Source organism: Hahella sp. CCB-MM4 (assembly GCF_002260525.1).
Lineage (GTDB): Bacteria > Pseudomonadota > Gammaproteobacteria > Pseudomonadales > Oleiphilaceae > Hahella.
Genome location: NZ_MRYI01000001.1, coordinates 762,800 through 781,921, shown reverse-complemented (window position 1 = coordinate 781,921; position 19,122 = coordinate 762,800). Strand labels below are relative to the sequence as shown.

The 19,122-nt window shown below is 50.9% G+C and carries 13 protein-coding genes; 2 read left to right on the top strand and 11 right to left on the bottom strand.

What is annotated here, in order from left to right; all coding sequences use genetic code 11:
- Nucleotides 1–286: 286 nt before the first annotated feature.
- The 7 genes from BTA51_RS03435 to BTA51_RS03405 all read right to left on the bottom strand — a co-directional run bounded on the left by BTA51_RS03435 (nucleotide 287) and on the right by BTA51_RS03405 (nucleotide 7,167).
- Nucleotides 287–1,285: a class 1 fructose-bisphosphatase gene (locus BTA51_RS03435; RefSeq protein ID WP_094705977.1), complete on the bottom strand. Its 999-nt coding sequence runs from the start codon at nucleotides 1,283–1,285 to the stop codon at nucleotides 287–289.
- A 98-nt stretch (nucleotides 1,286–1,383) separates the two neighbouring features.
- Nucleotides 1,384–2,391, bottom strand: coding sequence for an ABC transporter ATP-binding protein (locus BTA51_RS03430; protein ID WP_094705976.1), 1,008 nt, complete (start codon nucleotides 2,389–2,391; stop codon nucleotides 1,384–1,386).
- Between the two features lie 10 nt (nucleotides 2,392–2,401).
- Nucleotides 2,402–3,484: an ABC transporter ATP-binding protein gene (locus tag BTA51_RS03425; RefSeq protein ID WP_094705975.1), complete on the bottom strand. Its 1,083-nt coding sequence runs from the start codon at nucleotides 3,482–3,484 to the stop codon at nucleotides 2,402–2,404.
- Nucleotides 3,485–3,575: 91 nt separating this feature from the next.
- On the bottom strand, nucleotides 3,576–3,785 hold the full coding sequence (locus BTA51_RS03420) for a hypothetical protein (RefSeq protein WP_094705974.1): 210 nt from the start codon (nucleotides 3,783–3,785) through the stop codon (nucleotides 3,576–3,578).
- The gene (locus BTA51_RS03415) at nucleotides 3,782–4,783 is read right to left on the bottom strand and encodes a carbohydrate ABC transporter permease (protein WP_094705973.1); all 1,002 of its coding nucleotides are present in this window, start codon (nucleotides 4,781–4,783) and stop codon (nucleotides 3,782–3,784) included. Before BTA51_RS03415 ends, BTA51_RS03420 begins: the two co-directional genes overlap by 4 nt.
- On the bottom strand, nucleotides 4,780–5,733 hold the full coding sequence (locus BTA51_RS03410) for a carbohydrate ABC transporter permease (RefSeq protein ID WP_094705972.1): 954 nt from the start codon (nucleotides 5,731–5,733) through the stop codon (nucleotides 4,780–4,782). The genes BTA51_RS03415 and BTA51_RS03410 overlap by 4 nt, the downstream gene beginning before the upstream one ends.
- 105 nt (nucleotides 5,734–5,838) lie before the next feature.
- Nucleotides 5,839–7,167, bottom strand: a complete 1,329-nt coding sequence (locus BTA51_RS03405) for an ABC transporter substrate-binding protein (RefSeq protein ID WP_094705971.1) — start codon at nucleotides 7,165–7,167, stop codon at nucleotides 5,839–5,841.
- Between the two features lie 377 nt (nucleotides 7,168–7,544).
- Here BTA51_RS03405 and BTA51_RS03400 point away from each other — a divergent pair, with 377 nt between their 5' ends.
- Nucleotides 7,545–9,224 carry a dihydroxyacetone kinase subunit DhaK gene (locus BTA51_RS03400; RefSeq protein ID WP_094705970.1) on the top strand — a complete coding sequence of 560 codons (1,680 nt, stop codon included), beginning with the start codon at nucleotides 7,545–7,547 and terminating at the stop codon, nucleotides 9,222–9,224.
- A 133-nt stretch (nucleotides 9,225–9,357) separates the two neighbouring features.
- On the opposite strand, the gene BTA51_RS30455 is transcribed toward BTA51_RS03400, so the two are convergent.
- Complete coding sequence (locus BTA51_RS30455) at nucleotides 9,358–12,360, bottom strand: glycosyl hydrolase family 18 protein (protein ID WP_210404750.1); 3,003 nt, start codon at nucleotides 12,358–12,360, stop codon at nucleotides 9,358–9,360.
- A 745-nt stretch (nucleotides 12,361–13,105) separates the two neighbouring features.
- Between BTA51_RS30455 and BTA51_RS03385 the strand changes: the two genes are divergently transcribed.
- Nucleotides 13,106–14,740, top strand: a complete 1,635-nt coding sequence (locus BTA51_RS03385; RefSeq protein ID WP_210404749.1) for a glucan 1,4-alpha-maltotetraohydrolase domain-containing protein — start codon at nucleotides 13,106–13,108, stop codon at nucleotides 14,738–14,740.
- 70 nt (nucleotides 14,741–14,810) lie between these two features.
- Here the strand turns inward: BTA51_RS03385 and BTA51_RS03380 are convergent, their stop codons facing one another.
- The 3 genes from BTA51_RS03380 to BTA51_RS03370 all read right to left on the bottom strand — a co-directional run bounded on the left by BTA51_RS03380 (nucleotide 14,811) and on the right by BTA51_RS03370 (nucleotide 19,073).
- On the bottom strand, nucleotides 14,811–17,048 hold the full coding sequence (locus BTA51_RS03380; protein ID WP_094705969.1) for an ATPase, T2SS/T4P/T4SS family: 2,238 nt from the start codon (nucleotides 17,046–17,048) through the stop codon (nucleotides 14,811–14,813).
- 116 nt (nucleotides 17,049–17,164) lie between these two features.
- Entirely contained in the window at nucleotides 17,165–18,448 is a 1,284-nt protein-coding gene (locus BTA51_RS03375; protein WP_246840900.1) for a sensor histidine kinase, read from the bottom strand.
- Nucleotides 18,423–19,073, bottom strand: a complete 651-nt coding sequence (locus BTA51_RS03370; protein WP_094705967.1) for an ATP/GTP-binding protein — start codon at nucleotides 19,071–19,073, stop codon at nucleotides 18,423–18,425. The genes BTA51_RS03375 and BTA51_RS03370 overlap by 26 nt, the downstream gene beginning before the upstream one ends.
- Nucleotides 19,074–19,122 lie beyond the last annotated feature (49 nt).

Below are 19,122 nucleotides of genomic sequence, written 5' to 3'. Positions count from 1 at the left end.
ACATTATGCAAAAGTATTAAACAAGTGGATATTTGTAAAAAGAGGTGTAAAAATTTCATTGTGTTTATATAAGCGATTGTATTTAAGAGGTATATTCGATTTATTCGGCATAGATTATTTTGGATTAATAGAGTGGTGTTTAGCTATATTATTTTTTAATAAACATTTTGGTGTGCTGACTGAAAGGTGGGAAATTATAGGGAGGCAAACAAAAAGAGGTGGAAAAGCAAAAGGGTAGAAAAACAAAGGGGCGGAAAAGCAAAGTCATCAGCCCCTGATTCAATATTTATCCGGCGATAAACTCTTCGGCTTTTCTGACCATGCCCTCTGACCCTATAAGCAGGGGGGCTTGCTGTCCTACTTCCAACGGTTGTAATTCAAGGATAGATGTTTTCCCGTTACTGGCCTTGCCGCCAGCCTGTTCTGCCAGAAAGGCCAGAGGATTGCACTGGAACAGCAGATGTAGCTTACCGTTAGGATGATCCATATAAGAGGGATACATATAGATCCCGCCTTTCATCAGGTTGCGATGAAAGTCAGTTACCAGACTACCTGTATAGCGGGGTTTGTAGGGGCGTCCTGTTGCCGGGTCGCTCTCCCTGCAATAATTTATATACTGCTGCAGGCCGGGCTCCAATTTCTGCTCGGCATTTTCGTTAATGGAATAAAATGTGTGGTCTTTTGGATAGCGGATATTGTCCTGGGTGAGGTAAAACTGGTTGGCCTGGGAATCCAGGGTAAAGGCGTTAACACCGTAACCACGGCTATAAAGCAAAATCGTGGCGGGACCATAGATCACATAACCGGAGGCAAGTTGCATGCGTCCGGGTTGTAGAAAATCGCCAGTGACCACTGGGCTTCCGACAGGAGAAAGTCTCTTGTAAATGGAGAATATAGTGCCGCTGGCAATATTGACATCAAGATTGCGGGAGCCATCAATGGGGTCCAGTGTGACAAGATAGCCCCCCTTCCTGGCATGATGTGAGTTTAGTGGAATGATCTTCTCATCCGGAGTGGTGAGAGCGCATACTTTACCTGTGGCCTCGAGAATATCCTTGAATCGGGCGACGGCATAGTTGTCCGCTTCCCGGCGTCGTTCAGTTCCCTCAAGACTTTCTCCCGAAAGTTGAGTTCCACTGCAAAAACCGAGATGACTGAAGTCTTGGTGCAGAGCCCGAGATGCCAGGCTGATAGCGAATAGAATGTGACCAATATCCGCGTAGCCGGCAGATAGAGACTCTTGCTCCCAATAAATGAATTCACTTAGTGTCGGGTGTTGAGCCATGGCGAACCTTCCACTCTCGTTGGTTATTATTAGCAGGCGTCGCACCTGGTGAAATCGCCTGCGTTGTTTTATGAAAATCCAGCCGCTGTCAAACTACGTTAAATCCTATGCCCTTCGGAATTGAAGAATAGAGGATCCTTCAATGTCAGGCTGATAGCATCTCCAGCCGCAAGCCTGGAATCCGGAGAAGCCAATATTTCCAGTTTTTCGCTGGCCAGTTTGACGTGTAATCTGTTCTGGTCTCCCAGATGTTCAATCCAATCCACCATGCCCTGGAATGCACCCGAACCGGACTTATCCAATTGAATATTCTCAGTCCTGAGGCCGATCGTAGTGGCACTTTCCGGATATTGGTCCGCCAGGGCCTCTACCGGTAACAGGTTGATTGCCGGCTGTCCCAGGCGTTGAGCGACATAGACGGAGTTGGGATTTTCATAAATTTCCTGGGGCGTACCGATTTGCATCAGCTTGCCGTTATTCATGATGCCGATTCGATCCGCCAGCGACATAGCTTCGATCTGGTCGTGGGTAACGTAGATAAATGTCGCCCCCAGCTCTTCGTGGATGCGTTTGAGTTCGATCCGCAGATCCGCCCGTAATTTTGCATCGAGAGAGGATAGAGGTTCGTCCATCAGGTAAACACTGGGTTCTCGTACCAATGCGCGTCCAATGGCTACCCGCTGCATTTCTCCCCCGGATAATGCAGTTGCTTTGTTTTTCAGCTTATGGGAGATCTTCAACAATTCAGCCACTTTCTCGATCCGCCATTTAATAGTTGATTCAGACAGACCGATAATTGGCGAGCGCAATGGGAAGGCTAGGTTGTCGTAGACATTCATGTGTGGATACAAAGAGTATTGCTGAAACACGAATGCCAGATCGCGTTCGTAGGGTGCCATATTGGAAGCATCCTTGCCGTCAAGCAGAATGCGTCCCTGGTCGGGTTTATCAAGACCTGCCAGCATACGAAGCAATGTGGTTTTACCGACCCCTGTAGGGCCAAGCAGCACAAAGAATTCGCCCTGACGAATTTCCAGATTGTGTTGGTCCGCCGCGCAGATTTTGCCAAAGCTTTTGGAGACGTTTTCCAGAGTAACTGCAGCCATAGTATTTTCCTCAGGACATGTAATCGCTTTTTAGTGCATTGCCGGATTCGGTATTGAAGATAATCAGCTTTTCGGGGTTGAACTCGATACCGACCTGGCTACCGTAGGTAGCAGGAATCCTGGATTCGGTTCTGGCTTTGAGTTTTCCGTACAGGGTCTCCAGAGTAACAACCTGGGTGGACCCAAAGTACTCTGCCGACAACACCTTTCCTCTTAAGGGCGAGCTATCGGAAAGCCTGATCTGATCCGGCCGTGCTCCCAATGCATATTCGGTTTCCCCCTGGCTTTCGTGTAGCGTGGGGATGGCAATTTCCGCACTTCCTAGTTTTATTTGGCTGTCCCCTTTCGCCAGGGGCGCTTTGAAGCGGATGAAATTCATTGACGGTTCGCCGATGAATTCCGCGACAAACATGGTTTGGGGCCGGTTATATATTTCCTGTGGGGAATCCACCTGTTCGATAACTCCGTGGTTCATGACCATGATCCGGTCCGCCATGGACATGGCTTCCAATTGATCGTGGGTCACATAGACGGTGGTTGCGCCCATGCGGTTATGAAGTTCCCGTAGTTCTACGGTCATCAGGTGGCGGAACTCCGTATCCAGCGCCCCCAGGGGTTCATCCATTAAGAAGGCTTTGGGTTCGCGAATAATGGCACGACCCAGGGCCACACGTTGACGGTCACCACTGGAAAGCCCCGAAACCTTGCTGTCCAGCAGGTGTTCTATGCGCAGGATGCGGGCAACTTCCTGAACTTTCTCCTGGACGACTCTGCGCTTATAACCCTGACATTTCAGCGGGAAAGAGATGTTCCCGCGGACATTCATATGCGGATATAAGGCGAACATCTGGAACATAAAGGCGATATCACGATGACATGCCCGTTGGTAGGTCACCTCGTCTTCACCCAGTTTGATTTCCCCCGAAGTGGGAAGCTCGAGACCGGCGATCATTCGAAGTGATGTGGTTTTGCCACAGCCTGAAGGGCCGAGGATGACAAAGAATTCACCGTCTTCTATGGAGAAGGAGGAATTCCTGACAGCAACAAAATCGTCGAAGCGTTTATGTAGCTGATTGACTGTGATGGATGCCATGACTATTTACCTGAAACTAAAACTTGATATCGATCTTGGAAAATCCGCGCTCTTCACCGGGAAAAACGTACTCTTCACCGGGAAACAATTGCTATTCCTCGGGAAAATGACTGGCAATGACGAAACCCAGCGTGCCTGTGAGAATCATCATGAACGACCAGGTAAACAGCTCCATATAAAATGGCTGCATCAACATAAATGTGCCGATGATAATGGCCGTTATCGTGATCGTTTCCCAGCGGTCGCGCCGAAAGATATTTCTCAGCTGACTGCGATTCTGATTGGTGCTCTGTTGTGTCATTTTCTTAATGCTCCGAAGGTAATGCCGCGCAAGAGGTGTTTTCTCACCAGAATGGTGAACACCATGACCGGGATCAGAAACAAGGTGGTACCTGCACCGACGGCAGGCCAGTCAAGACCTCCCTCCCCAATAATTGTCGGGATGAACGGAGGTGCCGTTTGAGCTGAGCCACTTGTCAGCAGTAAGGCAAAGGCATATTCGTTCCAGGCGAAGACGAGACACAGCATGGCGGTGGCGGCAATACCGGTTGTGGCCTGGGGTAATACCACTTTGATGAATGCCTGCAGACGGGTATAGCCGTCGATCATGGCCGCTTCTTCATATTCCCTGGGGATTTCGTCAATAAACGAATGTAGCAACCAGACTGCCAGCCCCATATTGACGGCTGTGTACAACAGGACCATTCCCGCATGGGTATCAGCCAGTCCTGTGGCGCGGAACATCAGGAAGATGGGAATCGCAGCCGCAATGGGAGGCATCATCCTTGTGGACAGAATGAAGAATAAAAGATCATCCTTCAGCGGTACTTTGAACCGGGAAAAGCCGTAAGCTGCCAGGGTTCCCAGGAAAATGGCCATGAAGGTACTGCCAAAGCCAATAATCAGGCTGTTTCCATAACGCTGGCTGAAATTGGACGCGCCAGTAATCACCATTTGGCGGCTGCGCACCAGTTCGTCGTACCAGGTTTCCGGTGGTGGCAGACTGTCCAGGTATTCTTTGGATTGCCGTGAACGGCTGGTAAACAGGTTAACGTAGCCTTCCAGGGTCATCTGGTAGTAGGGGGAATATTCTCCCGGTTTCTCCTCCACCTCACTCAGAGTCGGTATGAACTTGGGAGGATAGGAGATGGAGTCCGCGGGTGATTTGAATCCGGTCAGCATGATCCAGACGATGGGGACCAATGCCACAACGGCGTAGAAAACGACCACCAGCGCTGCAAATCTCTTTGACCAGGCTGTTGGTGCCACGACGGAATGAGATGTGGATAAGCCTTTCATCTGTTTTTCACTCTATTCAATACTTTGACGAAGATGTTTCCGGCACCGAAGACGGTGACGAACAAAATAATGGCGAACGCTGAGCTGTAGCCGGTGCGCCATTTTTCAAAGGCTTCGCGTTTCAGGTTGATGGAAGCCAGCTCAGTAATGGATCCGGGGCCGCCTGAAGTCAGTTCGTTAACCAGATCGAACATCTTGAAGTTTTCGATAAACCGGAACAGAACCGCCAATAACAGGAATGGCAATACCATCGGCAGGGTGATGGACCAGAACTTTCTGAAGGTGGAAGCACGGTCGACTTCAGCAGCTTCATAAAGACTCGGGGGGATCGATTTGAGTCCCGCCAGACAGATCAGCATGACGTAGGGAGACCACATCCAGGTGTCGACCAGGACAATACCCCAGGGTGCGAGATCGACATTACCGATAAAGTCGACCGGCCCGAAGTTGCCGAAGAAATTGATGATGTAGGTCATGATGCCGGTTTGAGGTTGAAACAGATAAGTCCAGAACACACCTACGACCGCCGGCGACAACATCATCGGAATCAGGATGACCGTGGAGAAGAAGCTGCTGCCTTTGAAGTTTCGGTTGAGCAATAGTGCCAGGCCGAAACCTATAATGGTCTGCAGTATCATGGTCCAGCAGACGAAGTGGGCGGTTACCTGCAGGTAGCCCCAAATATCTTCGCTGTTCAACAGGCGTTCGTAATTGCGCAGCCCCACCCATTCGATGTCCCGGGTCGGTTGGTTTGCCCGGTAGTTGGTAAAGCTGAGATAGATAGTCCACAGCAGTGGAAAAATGTTAATCAGCAACAGTATGACAACTGTTGGGCCTATAAACAGCCAGGCCATGGAGCGGTCTGACATGTTCATCAGCTTATTGATAAGTGACCTGCTCCTTTTTTGAGTCACAGGAGCCTGGGCCTCTATGGTGGATGAGTCCTGCATGATGAAATTCCAGAAAATTAGGTTGTTCGGTATTGGATCTGTTGGATCCTGTAATGGTCGTCCCTGACCATGTGCGGGCTTTGGCCCGAAGTTGTCTCCGACGCCTTACAATTTGCCGTCGTCTTCGAAGACCTGAATCCAGTCTTTGACCAGTTTATCCAGAGCCTGCTCAGCTGTTCCCTGATCAGCTACCACATAGTCATGCAGACGTTTTTGCATGGATTGCAGCAGTTCGGCATAGGTGGGCTCCTGCCAGAAGTCCTTAACACCGCTCATCGCCTGCAGGAAATCTCCGGCAAAGGGGGCGGTATTCTTGAAGTTAGGGTCTTCCAGTACGGCTTTGTGACAGGAGTAGCCGCCCAGGGACCACCATTTCTTCTGCACGTTGGCGTCGGCGAACCACTTGATGTATTTCAGGGCAAGATCTTTCTTATCAGAGTACGACACGACAGAAATGCCCTGGCCACCTAGGGTTGAGGCCGCAATGTTTTCCGAAGGATTCACAAAAAAGCCGGATTTTTCTCCGCCAACCTGGGGATCTTTGGCGATGCCCGGGAAGAAGGCGAACCAGTTCATCTGCATGGCGACCTGGCCGGATTTGTAGGCGTCAAGGTTTGCCACCATGTAAGCGTCGGAATGACCCGGAGGCGTACAGCATTTGTAGAGTTCCTTGTAGAACTTCAATCCTTCAGCGGCTTGCGGGGAGTTCACGTAACCCACCATGTCGTAGGGCTTATTGGGGTTCTGATATTCAAAGCCCCATGAGTACAGAGCCGCAGTGGCACCCATGGTGATGCCTTCTGAACCTCGCTCGGTATAGATGGCGGCGCCATAAACTTTCTTACCGTCGATTTCCTTGCCGGTGAAGAAGGTGGCGACATCCTTCAACTCGTCCCAGGTTTTAGGCGGCGTCAGCTCACGACCATATTCTGCTTTGAACGCTTTGCGCAGTTCAGGGCGGGCAAACCAATCTTTACGGTAAACCCATCCAAGCGCATCACCCATGGCCGGTAAAGCCCAATAGTTTTGGCTTCCTTTGGGCCAGGTAGAGTAGGCCTCTACAGTGGCAGGCAGGAAGTTATTGATGTCGATGCCTTCTTTCTGAAAGAAGTCATTCAGCTTGACGTAATGACCGTAAGTGGCCGAACCACCGATCCATTGACTGTCGCCAATCATGAGGTCACAGAGTTTGCCCTGTGAGTTCAGTTCGTTCTGAAAACGGTCAGCAAAGTTGGTCCATGGGACGAACTCGAACTTCATTTCGATGCCGGTCTTATTGGTGAAATCTTTGGATAATTCCACCAGAGCGTTCGCCGGATCCCAGGCGGCCCAGCACAGAGTTAACTGATCTGCGGCTGAGGCTTTCGCTGCACTGACCCCTATGGAGGCAGTCAGGGCGACGGTAGCTAGTGTACGACTGAGGTGTTGCAACATGGCTATGAGTCCTCTTGTTATTGTCTTAGCTCAATGTGTAAACGCTGTGTCTGCATGATTTTTACTAAACACGCTTTTTACTATATTGCTAAACAAAAAGTTTAGAAAGTATTATTTTTGCTAAACAGGCGTTTTTTTAGTTTGAAGTGTTATATTGAGTATTTTAGATGTAGGTAAAGGTGTTTAAATACAGTTATATAGAGGTTGATCGCTGTTATTGGTGGATGCTCATGGTCTGGATAAGTGGGGAATATTTAGTTGTAGACAACGAAATTCTAAATTACTAAACTCAATATCGCTAAACAAAAGTTTAATACCGATTCTCCAACGATTAACTAAACGTGGGTTTAAAGGTCAACAACAAAAAGGAAAGAGCCATGAATCACTTTTTTCACTCTACCGATACTATTGTGACCCAGGCCATTGACGGTGTGTTGAGGGTGGCAGGTGCAAAGAATCTGGTCAGAGCAGATGCATTTCCCCATACCAAATACGTCGTACGTGGAGACTGGGATAAATCCAAAGTCGCGATCATTTCCGGTGGTGGTGCTGGTCATGAACCGGCGCACGTAGGCTTTGTCGGCAAAGGGTTGCTCACGGCGGCTGTCGCCGGCGAAATCTTTTCCTCTCCCAGCGTGGAAGCCGTTTTGTCCTGCATTCTGGAAGTGACCGGAGAGGCTGGATGTCTATTGATTGTGAAGAACTATACCGGGGATCGCCTAAATTTTGGCCTGGCGGCCGAGCGTGCACGGGAAATGGGCAAAAAAGTGGAAATGGTCATTGTTGCCGACGATATTGCATTGCCAGGAGCTCATCAACCCAGAGGAATTGCCGGAACATTGTTTGTGCACAAAGTGGCGGGCTGTCTGGCGGAACAGGGGGAATCGCTGGAAATTATCCGGTTTCAGGCGGAAAGAGTGGCTCGGAACACTATGTCCTTGGGGTTTGCCCTGTCCACATGCACCCTCCCGGATCAGAGCCTGCCGGAAAGATTGATCGATCCTGAACTGGGATTGGGGATTCATGGTGAGCCCGGCGCCGAAAAGGTTTCTTTGGACGAAGATCGTATGGCGGTGTCCATGGTGTTGGAACGCCTCCAGGAGGCCGTGGAATCCGACAGCTGCGAATATGCCTTGATTGTGAATAACCTGGGCGCGGTGACTGCGCTTGAGATGTCCATCATTACCGATCAGGTGTTGACCTCTGACTTTGGCCGACGTGTCAAATATATCATTGGTCCGGAACTGTTGATGACGTCACTCAATATGTATGGTTTCAGTCTGTCAGTGACCCGCTTAACACCGGAAGTGGAGGCGGCATTGCTAGCGCCGGTAGAGCCAAGAGCCTGGCCGCCTGTGGTACAGCCTGTTGAACCCGTCCTGGTGGATGTCAGCTATCAGCAGTTAAGGCAGCAGTTCGAACCCAGTGAATCGTCGTTATTACGCCATCTCCTTGGTGAGGTCTGTGAACTGTTGATCCATTCGGAACGCAGTCTCAACGAATTGGATGCAAGCGTAGGAGATGGTGACACGGGGCATACTTTTGCCAATGCTGCCAGGGCCGTTCGTGATGCTCTGGAGGATAAAACGCTCCCATTAGCTCAGCCCGGAGCGCTGTGCTTGTCCATCGGTCAGATTCTCTCCAACGCCATGGGAGGTTCCAGCGGCGTTTTACTCTCTATCTTCTTTACTCGGGCGGGTGCCGCGATCAACGAAGGGCTGGATTGGGTGAATGGCTTAAAGTCTGGTCTGGATAAGATGATGGAGTACGGAGGTGCCAAGCCGGGAGACCGCACTATGCTGGATGCCCTGATCCCTGCTGTTTACCGCCTGGATAATGCAGATTTCTCCTGTGCGGCCATACTGGCCCGTGAGGGAGCTGACATGACAGCAAGTATGATGTCGGCCAAAGCCGGGAGATCTTCCTATCTGCGAGCGGATTCACTGGATGGCGTTATCGATCCAGGCGCAGAGGCTATTGCCCGCGTATTCAAGAAAGTGGCGGAGGTAATGGATGAGCAGAGCGCCGGTAGGCAAAAGGCTGAAATTAGCGGATAGAGCGGATAGAGCGGATAGAGCGGATAGAGCGGATAGAGCGGATAGAACGAGTAGGGTATCTGGCCTTAAAAAACGGAGACACCAGGACGAGTTGGTGTCTCCGAACTGTGCTACGGGCTAAGCACTTTTGGTGCTACTGTTGCGGATGGCCCAATCCTTCATGGATCGCATTCAGGATATTGCCGTTATCCGCATCGATCTCCCAGCTGAATACGCCAGCCAGTCCTTTGTCGCGGGCATATTGTCCCTTGGCTTTGACTGAACGGGCGTTATCGAAGGTGATCAGGGAGCCGTTGGAGGAGTTCCAAAGGAACGGTGCCTGGGCGGTTGCGTCATAGAAGTACTTATAACCATTCACGCCCTGGCCATTGGCACCACCAAGCATGTTCTGCTCGATAGCGCGGTAGTCCAGCACTCCATCTTCCCAGGTGCCGGCGTGCTTACCGCCGCCTGTACCCATGAATGGATCGGTGTCTGTTCCACCGGTGACGCCTTTCCAACCGCGGCCGTACATAGCGGCACCGATGACCAGTTTATTGGCCGGAACCCCGGCAGCCATCAGGTTGTTAAGAGTGGCATCTGCGCTGAATCCTTCGTGGATTTCGTGGTCACCGGCATAGATACCGGTTTGATGGCCCAGCTCATTATTCCAGGCGCCGTAGTAGTCATAGGTCATCGCAAACACGTAATCCATGTACTGCACGGCGTTGGAGTAGTTCACTGCATCGATCTTGCTTGGTGCAGCGCCAACAGCAGAGGTTAACTGGTACTCACGCCCGGTTTCAGTTTCCAGGTTGTCCAGAGCGGTGCGCAGGTCGTGCATCAGCTCGGCATAGCCATCACGATCCTGGGCTGAACCGAGGTCTGTGTTAGCACCACCGCCGCCAGGGTATTCCCAGTCGATATCCACACCGTCAAAGAACTTGTAGGTCTTCAGGAAGTCGACAACCGAGTTGACGAATACCGCACGCTTCTGAGGATCGTTGGCAAAATAGAAGAACGGATCAGACAGTGTCCAGCCACCGATGGACGGCAGGATAGTGATGTCCGGATGAGTCTTCTTCAGGCGACGCAATTGACCGAAGTTTCCACGAATAGGATCGTCCCATTTGTCTCCTGGATAGCTCTTTTCCAGGGCGGCAAAGCGGTCATGAATGGTCACTGTATAGTCCTGTTGATCGCTACACTCGTTCATCAGCACAGAGTGCCCCTGAGGGTTGGCGATACGCAGGGATTCGTTGGGGCCGCACACTGCGATAAAGGCATAAAGCAAGTGGGTCAGGTTACGGGCCGGGATTTTTTCCACAGGGAAATTACGGCCATATACACCCCATTCAACGAAGTAGCTTCCAACAACGCTGCCAGTGGTGTTCTGGTAGGGCTTGTTGTTTTCCATCAGAGGCTTGGGCCAGCCGGTGGTGTCGATAGGATCATCGTTTCCGGTATCTCCATCACCGTCACCATTGTCGCCGTCTCCATCATCACCGTCTCCGTCGCCAGGGCAGCCGGAGTCAGAGACTTTTTCCCATGGGCCCCATTGGGAAGATCCCGGAGCATCGCCTTGAGTCCACCACTTGGCACGGTAGATAGCACCGTTATGGAACACTTCCATGCCTTGAGTATAAACAGCGCCGGAGTCCCAGGCAGGAGCGCTGTTATCACAGTCGCCGCCGTTATCTCCTCCAGTATCGCCGCCAGTGTCCCCACCGGTATCTCCTCCGGTATCGCCACCAGAATCTCCACCGGTGTCTCCTCCAGTATCGCCGCCAGTATCGCCTCCGGTATCACCACCAGTGTCACCGCCGGTATCACCACCATTGCTGGCGTTCAGGCCTTCAAGTGTGGCCTGGGTAAATGCGCCGGAAGGGGAGTCAATGCCGGAGCAAAGATCGAGTCCACCGTTGCAGTTTTGTCCCTGGTCTCGGCTGATGGCCCAGAAGCCGATAGAGTAGAGACCATTCTCACGGGCAAAGGTCGCTTGCTTTTTCTGCTCTTCAACCGTGGTGACATGGCTGTCATCGGCCATACCGATCATGCTGACGATGCCGTACATGTTGCGGGCTTTGGGGAAGTTGTTAAAGCCCGAGGCACAGTCGCGAGCAACAGGTTGAGTACATTCGCCGGTGATTTCCTTGGCGATCATGCCCACGGAAACCTTGGCTGCCTGATACACATCCCGATTCAGGCTGTAGTAGTCGAAAGACATTGCCGTGACAGCGGTCAGTGCGTTGGCCTGATACATCTTCTTCGCCATACCGATGACGGAATCTGACAGGCCGTACTCTCCGCCGTAGCTGGGTACGGTAAGAGTAATGTCGTGATTTGGCAGTTGCTTGCGCACTTCTGCCATGATCGCCACCATCTTATCCACTGCCGCCTGGTTTTCGGTGTAGGAACCTTCGAAATCCACATCAATGAAATCAAAATGGTTGGTCTGGATGAAATTAACGAACTTGGTGGCAACCTCCTGGGTGGTTCCGGGCATATCGGTAAGATATCCGGCAGTCGCTCCACCTGTGGAAACACCGACTTTGACACCTTTTTGGCGAGCGGCATTGATCTGTCTGGTAAGCTCGTTGGTGTCATCCGCCTGTAACCTGATGTCGTCACCATAGGCAAGCGCAAAGGCCATTAACACATGATCAACGTTGGCCGGCATCTGACTGATATCGTTTAGCCAGTAGGAAGAGTTTTGAAGGCTCCAGGAATAGAAATACGGAACAAACTTAGTGCCGGTGAGATTTCCGTTATCTCCACCGTCGCCATTGTCACCGCCGTCTCCGTTATCACCACCATCTCCATTATCACCACCATCTCCATTATCACCACCATCGTCTCCACCGTCATCGCCGCCGTCGTCTCCACCGCTGCAATGATCGGGTTCTTCATAGTGCCAAAGGGAGCCGACTTCAGGAGTCCAGCCGGTACCGGGGTAAGCGGTGTGGGTGGTTAAAGCCTGATAAATGCCGGAATTGTATGTGACATACTGGCCGGCGGTAAAAGTGTCTCCTTCCTGCCAGGGACCGGAGACCTGGCTACAGTCCACACCCCAGGCAATCTGGGATGCGGCGATGAGGCCTGCACAGAGTGCAGATTTCATCATTCCGGATTTGCTATGTATTATCTCTGTGAACATAGGGATATCCTTTAGTCAATTGATTCGTTGTCAAGAGCAGGAAAAGTCCGTTCGCCAAGTTGACGACCACAACCGACACAACCCCGATGGAATTCCTTTGAACCAATAGGGATTCTTCTCAGAGTCCATACCAGCGCGAAGCTTTCCTCCCATTTCCCCAATTGCCGGTACCGCATAATCCATTGCTGAACAAAGCACTGACAGACAAGAGTGTCAGAACTGTACAATATTCAAGCTATTTCAAAATACCAAATAGATACCAAAAATAGCAATAAATTGTTCAAATTTTGATTAATGGATATGTATAGGGCCATTTTTATACTGGTTTTAATCGTCTAATTGTTTGAAGAGGTATACTGCGTGACGAAAGTGGTAGATACCATTTTAGGCTCTTGTAGGGGGCTGACAATCTGTCTAAGAGACTAGTCTAATGGGAATAAAGCTGTATTTTCGTGAAAAAATACGAAAATAAAGATCCATTTTTGAGAGAGGGTCGATTTACTTGAAAGAGAAATTGGTATTGTTTGCCTGAAAACGAGATAGGCTGTTTATATTTGGCGGCTATTTGGAAATGGAATGTCATCTTTTTTAAAGCAATATCCCCCTTAAAATACCCCCCAGGGAGGGTGGCTCGGCCTCCATCGTCCCAACTAGTATCGGATCAAGTGATGAGATCGTTTGGAGAATGACTGTCTCATGGCCAAAACCTGAAAACAAAAATAAAACACTATAGGAGCATGCCGATATGCCTGCCAAACAACCATTAAGGGCCGCCGTAGTAGCCATTTCCTTTGTTTCCTCATGTATTGCAATGACACCCTATGCTGCCGCAGATGTGTCAGGCAAGACTGCAGAGGGGGTACGTTTCCACGGGGGCGATGAAATCATTCTGCAGGGGTTCCATTGGAACGTGGTAAGAACCGCTGAATATAACTGGTACAACGTATTGCAAAGTAAAGCGGCGGATATCGCCGCGGATGGTTTCACTTCTATCTGGTTACCACCGGCCTGGCGGGACCAGTCATCATACGATGCCGGTTCGGGGGTAACCTTCGGGGGAGAAGGCTATTTCTGGACAGACTTCAACAAAGACAGTCGATATGGCAATAACGGCCAGTTGCAGTCCGCCGCGGCCGCTCTCACTGCGCAAGGGGTGAAGGTTATCTATGACATCGTGCCCAATCACCATAACCGTGGCCATTGGGGGGATGAGCTGGATCTGGATTCAAATCAGGGACATTATCGTTCAGATTGCGGATCCTGTGATGATGGTGATCCTTTCATCAGCGGGGATTCGGACTTCAATACCGCCGACAGTACCGTATATAACCTGTTCCTGAACGAACTGAGTAACCTGAAAAACAACTACAACGCTGCTGGTTTCCGTTTTGACTTTGTTCGTGGCTATGATCCCGCCCGGATCGATGCCTGGGTGGGAAGCGCGCTTGATAGCGGGTATTGCGTCGGAGAGCTGTGGAAATCTCCTGGAGAATATCCCGCCTCGGATTGGCGCAGCTCGGCCAGTTGGCAGGAAATTATCAAGGACTTTGCTGATACGTCCCATTGTTCAGTCTTTGATTTCGCGCTTAAGGAACGTCTGCAGAATGGTTCTATTTCAGACTGGCGTTATGGATTGAACGGTAACCCGGATGCTGCCTGGCGTGAAGTGGCGGTAACCTTTGTGGATAACCATGATACTGGATATTCACCCGGCCCGTTGGATGGACAGCATCACTGGGCATTACCGGATTGGAAACGCAAGATGGCATATGCCTATATCCTGACCAGCCCGGGAACTCCTGTGGTTTACTGGTCTCATATGTACGACTGGGGCTTGGAATCGTTTATCAGCAGTCTGATTCAGATTCGTAAGGAAGCCGGAATCAAGGCCTACTCGCCGATCAGCTTCCACTCTGGTCCCAGTGGACTGGTTGGAACGACCACAGGTGAAAATGGCAAAGTGTTGTTTGCTCTGGACTCGAATTTGAGCGACCCATCGTCTGTGGAATCCGGTAGTTGGAGTCAGGTGATGAATGAAGACAGCGGGCAGATTCGCATCTGGAAGCAGGGTGGCACCGGTGGCACCACTGTTGCGGTGAATTTCCAGTGCAGTAACGGTGTGACGAACATGGGAGACAGCGTGTATGTCGTGGGCAACAATGCCACCTTAGGGAACTGGAATGCTGCCAATGCCGTGAAACTGGATCCAACCGCCTATCCAACCTGGACTGGTACTATCTCTCTGACCAGCGGTTCCTCCTCGGAATGGAAGTGCATCATTCGCAATGAGTCTGATCCTACAAACGTGATTCAATGGGAAGGTGGTGCCAATAACGTTGTCACTGCTTCTGCAGGTGTCCTCACCATTGGTGACTTCTAATCAAACAATTAGAACGCGGGCCATCATGGTGGCCCGCGCCATTCAATGACTTCCGGATGCAGGAAGAAATTCAAATCTCGATTTGGGTACCCAATACCCGGAGTATTTCATAGGTCGTCGTCAGTCCGCTTTGAACTCTTTCTTTGGCGTCTTCGATCAAGGGTTTCAGCCCATTGGATACCGCAATTTCCTGCAGTTCCTTACTGGACGCTCCCGCAGCAATATGGTGACGAAGCTCTTCCGTAAACGTCAGTACTTCATAAATCCCAATACGACCCTTGTATCCGTGATTGCATTTAGGGCAGCCCCGACCCCGGTAGGTTTTTAGGTCTGGGTCGTTGAATAGGGGGCCCAGAAGAAAGGTTTCCTCTTCATTGGGTGTTGCTTCCTCCCGGCAGTACTCACAGATTCTACGCACCAGCCGCTGGGCGATAATACATTCCATCGCTTGGGCGACGACAAAGGGCTTGATGCCAAGATCAAGTAGCCGGGCAATGGTGCCGACGGATGAATTGGTGTGTAAGGTGGAAAACACTAGGTGTCCGGTCAAAGCAGCATGCAGGGAAACCTCTGCCGTTTCAAAATCCCGTATTTCGCCCAGCAAGATAATGTCCGGATCCTGTCGTAAGATCGCGCGCAGCACAGAAGCGAAGCTCAGCCCGATTTTCTCCCGCACTGACACCTGCCCGGCCATATCCAGATAGAATTCCACCGGATCTTCGATGGTGACGTAATTCTTTTCTGTGGTGGCATTGTGTTGTAACAACGCATACAGCGTGGTGCTCTTGCCGCTACCAGTGGGGCCGGTCGCCAGAATGATCCCCTGGGGCTTGTTAATGGACGCTTCCAGACGCTTGGCATTGAGTTCACAAAGACCCAGGCTCCCCAGGTTTTTAACGGAGGAGTTTCGTTCCAGCACCCTCATAACGATTTTTTCCCCATTCAAGGTAGGGAGTGTGGATATTCTCAAGTCGACCACCCGCAAGGGGGTTTTAACGGTAATTCTGCCGTCCTGGGGTCTTCGGCGCTCACTGATATCAAGTTCGGACATGACTTTGATTCTGGACACCAGCGACATATTCATGCTGTGAGGTATACGGATTTTATCTTCCAATACACCATCAATACGATAGCGCACCACTACCTGGTTGGTGCGCGGCTGAATGTGGATATCGCTGGCTCCGAGCCTGAGGGCTTCGACAATAATGGCGTTGACCAACCTGACAGCAGGGGGTTGCTCTGTCTCGCTGAGGAGATCTTCCAGCGATTCATCGTCTTCGTCTTCGATAACCACTTCAATCCCTTCGAACGGATCGACACCGGAGACGATGCTTTCCAGATCTTTGATTGAAGCTTCCTCTTCTCCGTAAAGCTCTCCGAGTTTTCTCTCCAGATCGGTGACGGTACTGATGACCGGGTCAATTTCCAGTGCAGTGGTAAATCCAAGCTCGTCAATAAGCTCTACATTCAATGGGTCAGCCATGGCAAGTAACAGTCTCTTGCCGGTCACCCTAAGCGGTATGATGAGTTGCTTCTGGCAGAATGATTTTGGAATAAGCGACAACACGGCCGGGTCAACCTGGAATTCGTTGAGGGAGATCTCTTCAAAAAACATTTCCTTCTTCAACAGGCTGAGAAGCTTCTTTTCATCAATCCATTGTTTCTCCAGCAATAACTTGATGACCGGCTGTTTTCGTGACTGCTGCAGTTTGAAAATCTGCTGTACCTGTTGTTTGTTAAGGAGATTGTGCTTGTGGAGCATCAGGGCCAGCTGGCTGCGATTCTGTTGTGCGAGCTTGGAAAATGTCTGCAGATCTTTCTGTTGTTGGGCAGTGGTTTTTTCCAGCTTTTTGTTCTTCTGGATCAGGTCGTACTGTTCCAGAGCCAGGGCGACAGTGACACGCAGGTCATCGTCGTTCCAGGGTTTCAGTATGAACCTGTAGACGGCACCGTCATTGATCGCCGACATAACGGCGGTGGTATCTGCATGCCCGGTGAGCATGATGCGGATGGTGTCAGGAGATTCTTCCTTGACCTTGCGCAGCAACTCAGCACCGCTCATTCCGGGCATCATATAATCGGAAATCATCAGGTGGATACGCTGCTGGGAAATGACTTCCAGGGCCTGTGCTGCATTCTCCACTGCCTGGATTTGGTAGCTCTCTTTGCGAAAGACCCGGGTGAGCGCGTTCAGTACAGCCTTATCGTCGTCGACTAAAAGGATGTTATATCCGGCAGGACCCTTGTCCGGCTCTTGGGACGGTTCTATATCCTGCTGGTTGATAAACAATGATGCGAAGCGAGACATAATGCACCTGGTGTAGTTGCTCTTTTAACCATACAAAAAACTTTAAACGTTTAACCGTACAAGCATCGAATGGCACCGGTGACAGCCCTGTAATAGGAGGGCTACAGGCGCGGTTGCTAGTTCGTGACCGGCAGGCTGATGCGAACCTGTGTTCCTTCACCCGGTGAACTGGTGACCCGGATTTCTCCCTGGTGAGCACGGACAATGTCGCGACAAACCGTAAGACCCAGGCCGGTGCCGGTGCCTACCGGTTTGGTGGTGTAAAATGGTTCATAGATTTTGGCCAGGGTGGCGTTATCCATTCCGCTTCCGGAATCTTCAATTCTGATAAAAATGGTCTGGCTATCCTCATAACATTTGATGAGGATGGATCCTTCCTTCTCGATAGCCTGAATAGCATTCAGGAATATGGCATATAAGGCCTGGCAGAGAGCGGCTTTATCCGCCATCAGTGGGGATACCTTGCCAAAGTCCCGGGTGATCCTGATATCTTCGTGGAGTAAGGGGTGAGACAGGTTGCAGATGCTATCCAGGACCTCATTCATCATAATGGGCTGTCGAGTGCTGGTTCCTGCGCTGACGAATCCTTTCAAGTCCTTCACGATACGACTGACCCGGACGACACCGTCGATCGTTTCCGTCATCAGCGTTTGCAAATCGTCCAGAACGAAATCCAGATCAAAGGATTCCACGACCTTTGCCATGGTCTCGCCTTGCCGCAATGACGCCAGTGCATCCATGATGTCCTGGATATAGGTTTTCCCGGTATTCATGTTTGATTGGATAAAACCCAGGGGATTATTGATTTCATGGGCGACACCGGCACCGAGTTGAGCCAGTGCGCTCAGCTTTTCTGCTTCGTAGACCTGGCGTTGTCGAAGTTCTATCTGATCAACCTGATCCTTCACCCGTTGCTCAAGTTGGATGGCCAGATCCCGGTATTTGGCTTCGGATTCCAGCAATCGCTCATGCTTGGTCTGTAATTCATCAAAATCCTGCAGCACTATCGCGTGATGAGCGACTGCAGCCAGACGATATCGTGATGCCTGATACAGTACGGACTCCAATATGTCGGTGGCCGCTTTGGCTGATGCTGGTGGTGCTTCCGTCACCAGATAGGCAACCGGGCAGATTTGGTACCTGACAGGATAGGATCTGTCTTGATCGGACTGGAGGGCTTCGGCATCGACAATTTCGGTGTTGGTGCCAAGTAGGATGGACATCCGGTCTTCCAGGCGTTCGACATCCTTGGTGCTCAGCAGGTCGCTGAGGGAAAACTCGGGATCAATATCCGGCAAAGGCTCGCCAAGCCCTTCCTTATCCGAGGCAGTCTTATAGTCCGGATCCGTCATTTTCTTGCGCACTCCATGTCGACTATCGACCCAGAAGTCCTGAAACAAAGGACTCCAAGTCCAGTTGGTGTGTATTCGCCAGGGAAAACTCGTTATTCAGAATGGGATACACCCGCCGCAACAGCAGCTCCAGAGTTTCCAGCACTCCTTCATTTTGCAGGGCTGACGCAAATATGACAGGCCACCAGGGCGTGTGATGCCAGCGTTCCCTGACTTCTTCCTCTGACAATATATTGGAGAGGTCTCGCTTATTAAATTGGACCACCAGCGGTAGCTTGTCAAAGTCCAGCCCCACACGGCCGGCATTGGCAGCCAGGTTTTCAAAGGATTCCAGGTTGGTATAGCTCTGGTTGCTCTGGGAGTCAGCGATAAATGCAACACCATCGGCCCGTGACAGTACGGCTTTACGGGTGCTGTCGTGTTCAACCTGGCCTGGAACGGTGTAGAGTTTCAGCTGGATCAGTAAACCACTGGGGGTTGCAAATCCCAAAGGAAACAGATCGAAAAAGAGTGTTCGGTCGTTACGGGTCTCAAGCACCATCATGTCGCCTTTCAGCTCAGGTGCGACCAGTTCGTGCAAGGCTCCCAAGTTGGTGGTTTTGCCACTCATCGCTGGTCCGTAATAAACCAGTTTGAGCGTCAGCCTGCCAGTCCGTTCATCCAATTCAGCCATGGTGTCCGTTATCCTAAGTCATCCATTGAGGTGGCTCATTCAAACAGTA